This window comes from Asticcacaulis solisilvae, assembly GCF_017875235.1.
Classification (GTDB): domain Bacteria; phylum Pseudomonadota; class Alphaproteobacteria; order Caulobacterales; family Caulobacteraceae; genus Asticcacaulis; species Asticcacaulis solisilvae_A.
In genome coordinates, this window is the sequence record NZ_JAGGMI010000015.1 from 102,752 (window position 1) to 110,336 (window position 7,585).

A 7,585-nucleotide genomic window follows, 5' to 3' on the forward strand; every position below is an offset into this window, starting at 1 on the left:
GGCGCACGGTGCGTGCGCGGTTGGCGATCATCGCGGCAGTTTGACCGCGCTGTCAAATTCGGGCAAAGTCGTGAAACCGCTTTCACGAAATGCGGTATTGAACCGGGTGATGACGTACAGAAATTATGACGGCATTTCAAATGGATATCGCAAACCGCATTCGCGCCCCGTTGCCAATTCATCACACGAAATCAGACCATGCCTGCCAAAAAGACCATCCGTGACGTCGCCCTGCTGGCCGGGGTCAGCCCCGCCACCGTGTCGCGCGTGCTCAACGACAATCCGCGCGTCTCGGCCGAAAACCGCGAACGCGTGCTTGGCGCGGCCAAGGCGCTGCGCTTCCGGCCGAACACCCAGGCGCGGCTCCTGGCCGGCAAGCGCACCAGCACCCTCCTGCTCATCCATCCGATCGCCGGCCCCCTGACCTGGTATTTTCACCTGCTCGAAGCCGGACTGCTCAAAGGCTGCGGCCGCAATGGCTTTCAGCTCGACACACTGATGGTCTTTCCGGATTCGCCGCGCCGGATGGCGAAGATCCTCCAGCCGATCGAACGCGGGACGTGCGAAGGTGTCGTCCTGGCCGCGCCGTTTTCCGACGATCCGGAGATCATCGCCGCCGTTCGCGCCAGCCGCATGCCCTTCGTCATCATCGCCGCCGGGGCGGAAACGCGCGCCCTGGCGGCAGGCGTCGGCATGGACGACGAAGCCGCCGGCCACATGATGGCGCGCCACCTGCTCGGGCTTGGCCACCGCCGCTTCGGATTTACGCTCGGACTGCCGGACCACCTGTCGGCGCAGGAACGCTTTGTCGGCGCGCGCAAGGCCTTTGCCGAGGCCGGATTGGGTGAAGACGCTGTCGTCGAGGCCGAAGGCGGGCTCGATTTTCCATCGGGCTTCGCGGCGTTTAACCGCATCCATGATACGGGGTTCAAGCCGACCGCCGTAATCTGTGCCAATGACGAGTCGGCTGCCGGGGCGATCCATGCCGCCCGGATGCACGGTCTTCAGTTGCCCGGGGCCTTGAACATTGTCGGTTTCGATGACGCACCGTTCGCCCGTCTGCTGTCGCCGCCGCTCACCACTATCGCCCAGACGATCGACATCATGGGCACGCGGGCGGTTACGATCCTGGCCGACGCCATCCGCAAGATCGAACGTCCCTATGAGATGGTCAAACCCCGCCTCGTGATCCGCGAATCTTCGGAACGCGTGCGCGATTTCGCGGCCAGTGCGGAGTGATGCCTGGACTGGCCCCTACCCCAGCGTGTCGGCCAGCGCTCTCAACTGAGCCGGGGCGTCGCGCGTAATCGGCTCGCCGTGCGACATGATGATCCGCTTCAGATCCGGCAGGTCGGCCCACGCCTCCAGTTGGGCGCGCAGGGTTTCCTTCTCCTTCAGGCTCATCTTTATCGGTACCGGAATATGAGGCTCGTCGCCGGCAAAGCCCGTCAGGCGCAGCACGAAGCCGGAGTCGTGCGGCATATTGCCGATGATGTCGTTGACGATCAGGGTCGTGCCGGCTGCTCTGCGGACGATCAGGGCGGCTTCGTGGCCGGCCATGCCGCTGACCGTGACGAAGCGCACCGCTTCGTCGCCAAAATCCGGGTCGGTGGCGTCGACATGGACGACGTCTTCGGCCGCCTTCTGCGCGCCAGAGGGCGCGACGACCCTGAGGTCGGGATAACGCGCCTTCCAGATCTTGGCGTCCATGCGGTGCAGGTCGCCCGGCACAATCAGCCACGCCGGCCGGCCCGCCGCCTCAAGAGCGGCCATCTGGGGTTCATCGAGTGCGATGGCGCTATAGATGACCAGATCGCCGGTGTTCAGGCGCACCACCGTCATGCGCCTCTGCAGCGGCGTCAGCGGCATGTGCAGTTCGCCGGTCACGGTCCACAGGCCGTCATCGACCTCACTCAAACGCCCATGGGGCAGGACTTTCCACTCTTCGAGGATCTTCGGCATGACAGGTCTCCGCGCCCGCCCCGGTCAGCGGCCCGAACCTAGACGCGTCCATGCAAATTTTCGATGCCTTGGCTGGACGGCCTGCCGCGATCTCCGTCTACGCTCTATTTTGGCCGGTACTGGCACGCGGCGATCCTGCCGCCGGGCTCCATCGCCACGGTGAATATCAGCGCGCCATTTTCGAACCTGGCCTCATAGACGTCCTCGCCAATATCGTTGACCTTGACGAAGCTCACGCCCTCAAGCGCGCCTAACCGCTTCAGGTCCGCCTGGTACATGGCCAATTGCTGGCCGGCCAGCCATCCCATGGCGCCGCCTACGACATCGTCGGGCACGCGGCCCTCGGCCATGGCGGGGATGAAGCGCCGCAAGGCGGCTTCGGCGCCCGGAGCGGCCGTCGTGCGCTGCGGCGGCAGCAGGCGCGCCTCGGTCACCGCATCGGGTGTGGTTGCGGACGGTCCCTTTCCGCCCGTGGCTTTCAGCGCCAGCGCATAGGCGGTGGCAAAGCTCTCGTCCCTGGCGGTGACGATGTCGGGCTGGACGCCCTTGCCCTCCCAGTTACCATGGGTGATCGGATTGTCGCTGCGGCCGGTTGGAATGGCCAGCCACAGTCCCGCCCCTATAGGCCGGGCCCCTCCGGGATTGGCGCCGCCTTTCGAGACCTGCCCCACGATCGTGGCGCGTTTCAGCGCCTGCATGTCGTAGGCGAAGTGCTCGGCGGCGGAAAAGCTGTCGGGACCGATGAGGATATAGACCGGCTTGTCGAGATAGCTCGACGGGGTCGGTTCAGTCTTGAAGGCCTGGCGGTCGTAGTCGGTCGTGCCGGACTTGCGCCACAGGATGTCGCTGACCTGAACTGGTGCGTTTGCGTCGAAAAAGAAGCCGATCAGGTAGACGACGGCGGCCGGATCACCCCCGTCGTTCCGGCGCAGGTCGATGATCAGCGCATCGGTCTTATCGGCGGCGGTCATGGCCGGGGTCGCCCCAAGCCGCAACAGGGGGTGCCACATAAAGCCGTTGAGTTCGATATAGCCGATATTGCCCTTGAGCCGGTCGGCGCGGGCAAAGCCGAACAGCGACGGCGGCAGCGGCGCCAGGGTCTCACCGGGGAAGGCGCCGTCGGCGAACAGGTTCAGGTGCTTGTCGTGGGTCAGGTCGCGCAGGTCCTGCGTTACCTGCGCGGCAAAGGCGATGGGTGTGGCGGCGGCGTCATACTTGCCTGCGTCAAGGTTCCGCGTCAGCATCTCCGCCGCCTTGGCGCCAAGCTCAGGGAAGACATAGTCGTCGATGAGCATCTTCGTGGCGGCCGTAATCGCTTCGCGTTTGGCCGCCGCGCCAAAGGCCGGGGTCGGGGCGGTGATTTCCGCCGTAGCAATGTGCGGCGCCAAGGCGCCGGCGGCCAGCAGGCAGGCGAAGGCGAGGTGTTTCAAAACCGGCATGATGTTCCCCCTGTTTGCGCCATAGACCATTAGATTGACGTCATTGGCAAGGGGGCGCAGGAAGCGGTGGCGGCCCCGGTTCTCCAGGCCGCCGCACTCGCCTTAAACCAGTTCGCTGGCCGGGGTCGGCACCAGTTCGACCTTCGTCCAACCCTCTTCGCGCTGGTCGAAGTGTTCGAAGGCGTCGATGGCGCCTTCCAGGTGGGCGTGCCTGGACAGGATCAGGCTCGGGTCCAGCTCGCCGCTGGCGACCTTTGCCACCAGGTCGGGTACGTATTTGCGGTGGTTGCAGTTGCCCATGTTCAGCCGCAGATTCTTGTTCATCGCCATGCCCAGGGGAAAGGTTTCCATGGCCTGGGGATAGACCCCGATGATCGAGATGGTGCCGGCCTTCCTGACCGCCGCGACCGCCCATTCCAGGACCTGCGACGGCGCCTGGCCCGGCTGCCACAGCTCGCCGTCGGGATTGCGTTTGGGCGCGACCTGCTTGACCAGCTTTTCCTGCTTGGCCTCCTTGCCGGTCAGCATGGCGCCCCAGTGGTGCAGTCCGTGTTCGGGGTGTTCGGCGTCGACGCCCACGGCATCGATGACGCTGTCCACGCCCTTTTCGTCGGTCCAGTCCTTGATCGTCTTCAGCGGCTCGTCCTTGTCGAAATTGATGACGCGCGCGCCGATGGCCTCGGCCTTTTCCAGCCGGTCGGGCACGCGATCGACGGCGATGACCTGTCCCGCCCCCATCATCTTCGCGCTCATGATCGCGGCAAGGCCCACCGGACCGCAGCCGAAGACCGCGACCGTGTCGCCCGGGCGGATATTGGCCATGTCGGCGCCGAACCAGCCGGTCGGGAAGATGTCGGACAGAAGTATGGCCTGGTCATCGCTGACGCTGTCGGGCAGGCGCACCATGGTGACATCGGCGAACGGCACGCGCACCTTTTCGGCCTGCATGCCGTCAAATGGCCCGGTCAGCTTCGGGCCACCGAAGAAGGCCGTGCCGGCTTCCGGGCCGTTGGGATTGGCCTTGTCGCACTGGGAGAAATAACCGTCACGGCAGTTGCCGCAGGCGCCGCAGGCGATGGTCGAACAGACGACGACGCGGTCGCCGGGCCTGAACGCCTGGACTTCGGAGCCGACCTCTTCGACGATACCGACGCCTTCGTGGCCCAGTATGGTGCCGGGCTGCATGCCGGGGAAGGTGCCGCGCACGAAGTGCAGGTCGGTGCCGCAGATGGCGCTGGCGGTCAGGCGGACGATGGCGTCGCGGTCGCCTTTAAGAGTGGGCTCGGGTACGTCTTGCAGGCGAATATCGCCGACGTCGTGAAACACGACTGCTTTCATGATCATGGCCTCCGGGGGGAAAGTTCGCGCCATAGGAGTCTGGCGGTCCAGCCGTAAGGTTTCGATCATGTCTTGCGCCAAGAGGCGATTATCCGCTTATCCCCTTAGTATCTTTTCCATCGGCCGGCCCTTGGCCAGCTCATCGACCAGCTTGTCCATATAGCGCAACTCGCGCATCAAGGGGTCGTCGATCTCCTCGATACGGACGCCGCAGATCACGCCCTTGATCTGGTCACGCGCCGGGTGCAGCCGGGGCGCCTGTGCGAACATGTCCTCGAAATTGGTCTTCGCCGCGATAAGCTCTTCCAACTCGGCCTGGCTATAACCGGTCAGCCAGCGGATCACCTCGTCGACCTCGTCCTTCGTGCGGCCCTTCTTTTCGGCCTTGGTGATGTAGTGCGGATAGACGCTGGCGAAACTCATGGTGTAGATGCGGTGCTTGGTCATGGCGACATGGTAAGCCAGGCGCCGCGAACAGGCAAATGGCGGAGGGTGCGGCGGGCGCTTAATGTTTTTTCTTCGCTCGAGAAATGTTCTAGCGCATCGGCTTGCCAAATACCTGCACCCAATAGGTCCTGTAAGCCTGCTCCTTGCCGGGCAACGGTTTATCGTCGGCCTGATAGGTCACGGCAATGCCGGTTTCAGTCAGGACGCAGGTGAGGATATTGGCGCGATGGCCGGGACTGTTCATCCAGCCGCGCACGACGATCTCGGGCTTCATGTAACCGGCAGCGATATTTTCAGCGACCATCATCCACCGGTACCCGGCGGCCGCCGTCCGCTTTGCCGGCGTTGAGCCGTCAGGACCGTTGTGGGCGAAGAAATCCTGGTAGGCCATGGCATCGCTATGCCGGCGCGCTGCCTCGGTCAGCCGGGCATTGACCGTTAAAGGCGCGCAGCCATTGGCTTTCCGTTCAGCGTTGATAAGCGCGAATACGCGCGCTTCGTCCCCGGCGATATCGGCATGGGCCGGCGCGGACAGGACAAACGAGGCGGCCAAAAACCCGGAAACGGTACGCAAAGCTTTACTGATCATTGGCCGTACATGTCACACGCAAGTGTGGCGGTTCCGGGGCGCTTAAACCTGAGCACCCGCCTTTACACTTCCCTCGACGCGAGAACTCTGTTACCCCTTCGTAATCGATTACAAAAGCCGCGGCGCGTAATGATCGCGGCACGATCTGGGAGAACATCATGAAGCAAATCCTGTTTGCGGCCGTGGCCGCGTGCGCCGTCATGGCGGGTCAGGCCTGGGCCGAAGCCGTGGGCATCTTTGAACAGCATATCGACGTCGGCGCCACCGCCATCCCCGGCAAGGCGGCCTTTGAGAATGGTCGATACCGCCTGACCGCCTCGGGCGCCAATATCTGGGGTGCGGTCGACGCCTTCCACTACGCCGCCAATACCGTCCGGGACGACACCTATATCGCCACCGATATCGCGCTCGAAGGCAAGGGCGTCGATCCGCACCGCAAGGCCGGGGTCATGCTGCGCCAGGATCTCGCGCCCGACAGCCCCTATGTCGACATCATGGTCCACGGCGACGGGCTGGTGTCGCTGCAATACCGCGAAACCAAGGGTGGCCCGACGCAGCAGGTGGTCGCCAACCAGACCGGCGCCACGCGCGTCGCGCTCGAATATCACGACGGCTATGCCTGGATGTCGCTGTCCGACCCAAATGGCGAGGTCCGCCACGTCGGCGGTGGCGTGCGCGTGGCGCTGAAGGCGCCTTACCTGGCCGGCCTGGCGGTGACGTCGCACAACAACGCCGTCGCCGAAACCGCCGTCTTTTCCAATGTCGAGCTGGAGCCGCTGGCGCCCGGTGTCGCGGGCTGGCCGACGCCGCAGACCAAGGCCGAAAGCACGCTGGAAATCCTGACGATCGGTGACAAGAATCGCACCATCGTCATGCACACCAAGGACCTGATCGAAGCGCCGAACTGGTCGCGCGACGGGACCACCCTTCTCTACAATTCCGGCGGGCACCTTTACACACTGCCGGTAAAGGGCGGTGCGCCGGTAAAGCTCGACGCCGGGCCGCTGAAGAAGATGAACAACGACCACGGCTATTCGCCGGACGGCAAGTGGATCGTCGTCAGCGACCAGACCGAAGCCGACAACCAGTCGCGCATCCACATCCTGCCTGCCGCCGGCGGCGCCCCGCGCCTGATCACGCCAAAAGCGCCGTCCTACTGGCACGGCTGGTCGCCTGACGGCAAAACCCTGGCCTATATCGCCAATCGCAACGGCGATTACGACGTCTATACCATCCCCGTCGAGGGCGGCGCGGAGACGCGCCTGACGACGGCGAAGGGGCTGGATGACGGTTCGGAATACACGCCGGATGGCAAGTATATCTGGTTCAATTCTGTGCGCAGCGGCAATATGAAGCTGTGGCGGATGCGCGCCGACGGCTCCGGCGCCGAGCAGATGACGCATGAGGCCGATACGCGCGACTGGTTCCCGCATCCCTCGCCCGACGGCAAGTGGATCGCCTATATTTCGTTCGGCACCGATGTCGATGTCGGCGACCACCCTGCCAACAAGAATGTGACGCTGAAGCTGATCCCGGCCGAGGGCGGCGCGCCGGTGGTGCTGACGAAGCTGTTCGGCGGCCAGGGCACGATCAATGTGCCGTCCTGGTCGCCCGACAGCACGCGCATTGCGTTTGTCAGCTATCGCCCCGTGGCGGACTAACGCCCCGCGCCGGCGTTTGCTGTGATGACGGCGTTATACCCCTCCACCGCCTTCGGCGGTCCCCCTTGTATCTGGACAAGGTCGCTGAGTTGTACTGAAGCGATGGTGTCCGGGAAGGTATGCAGCCTTCCCGGACATCGGCGGCACGC

At 64.3% G+C, this 7,585-nt stretch carries 7 protein-coding genes; 2 read left to right on the top strand and 5 right to left on the bottom strand.

Annotated elements, in window-relative coordinates; genetic code table 11:
• The first annotated feature begins 198 nt into the window (after positions 1-198).
• On the top strand, positions 199-1,239 hold the full coding sequence (locus tag J2X24_RS19515) for a LacI family DNA-binding transcriptional regulator (RefSeq protein WP_209725212.1): 1,041 nt from the start codon (positions 199-201) through the stop codon (positions 1,237-1,239).
• A gap of 15 nt (positions 1,240-1,254) precedes the next feature.
• On the opposite strand, the gene J2X24_RS19520 is transcribed toward J2X24_RS19515, so the two are convergent.
• The 5 genes from J2X24_RS19520 to J2X24_RS19540 form a co-directional block, all read right to left on the bottom strand.
• Entirely contained in the window at positions 1,255-1,962 is a 708-nt protein-coding gene (locus J2X24_RS19520) for a hypothetical protein (protein ID WP_209725214.1), read from the bottom strand.
• Between the two features lie 104 nt (positions 1,963-2,066).
• Positions 2,067-3,401 carry a S41 family peptidase gene (locus J2X24_RS19525; RefSeq protein WP_209725217.1) on the bottom strand — a complete coding sequence of 445 codons (1,335 nt, stop codon included), beginning with the start codon at positions 3,399-3,401 and terminating at the stop codon, positions 2,067-2,069.
• A 102-nt stretch (positions 3,402-3,503) separates the two neighbouring features.
• Positions 3,504-4,739 (bottom strand): zinc-dependent alcohol dehydrogenase, encoded by a 1,236-nt coding sequence (locus tag J2X24_RS19530; protein WP_209725219.1) that lies wholly within the window; start codon positions 4,737-4,739, stop codon positions 3,504-3,506.
• Positions 4,740-4,835: 96 nt separating this feature from the next.
• Entirely contained in the window at positions 4,836-5,186 is a 351-nt protein-coding gene (locus J2X24_RS19535; protein WP_209725221.1) for a DUF2200 domain-containing protein, read from the bottom strand.
• Positions 5,187-5,274: 88 nt separating this feature from the next.
• Entirely contained in the window at positions 5,275-5,775 is a 501-nt protein-coding gene (locus J2X24_RS19540; protein WP_209725223.1) for a CAP domain-containing protein, read from the bottom strand.
• A gap of 158 nt (positions 5,776-5,933) precedes the next feature.
• On the opposite strand from J2X24_RS19540, the gene J2X24_RS19545 reads away from it, so the two are divergent.
• Positions 5,934-7,436 carry a TolB family protein gene (locus J2X24_RS19545; protein WP_209725225.1) on the top strand — a complete coding sequence of 501 codons (1,503 nt, stop codon included), beginning with the start codon at positions 5,934-5,936 and terminating at the stop codon, positions 7,434-7,436.
• Positions 7,437-7,585 lie beyond the last annotated feature (149 nt).